The 256-nt window shown below is 57.8% G+C and carries 1 pseudogene; it reads right to left on the bottom strand.

From position 1 onward, the window contains the following. A pseudogene (locus IV91_RS19185) lies at nucleotides 1–256 on the bottom strand (hypothetical protein); the annotation flags it as partial.

Below are 256 nucleotides of genomic sequence, written 5' to 3'. Positions count from 1 at the left end.
TGCCACCGTGATTTTGCCCGAAGGCTCGATCTTCGCAGGTTCGGAACGCAGCCACCCCGTTTGCAGCAGCACAGGTTTCTGAGCCGCCCACATCGTTTCGATATGGGATGGGTGGTGCGTGTTGCTTATTACGCAGCGTGCGAGGAATGCGGAATACACATCCCGTTGCACAACTCCCGATCCATCCCCCAGCACATGCCACCGCTGACTGAGCGGCTTCTTTGTGAAAACTCCGGTGGTGTGGTCGTACTGCGAC

The sequence above is a fragment of the Ferrovum myxofaciens genome (genome assembly GCF_000735045.1).
Classification (GTDB): domain Bacteria; phylum Pseudomonadota; class Gammaproteobacteria; order Burkholderiales; family Ferrovaceae; genus Ferrovum; species Ferrovum myxofaciens.
The sequence above is the reverse complement of the archived record's forward strand: the minus strand, read 5'-3'. Positions and strand labels throughout refer to the sequence as shown.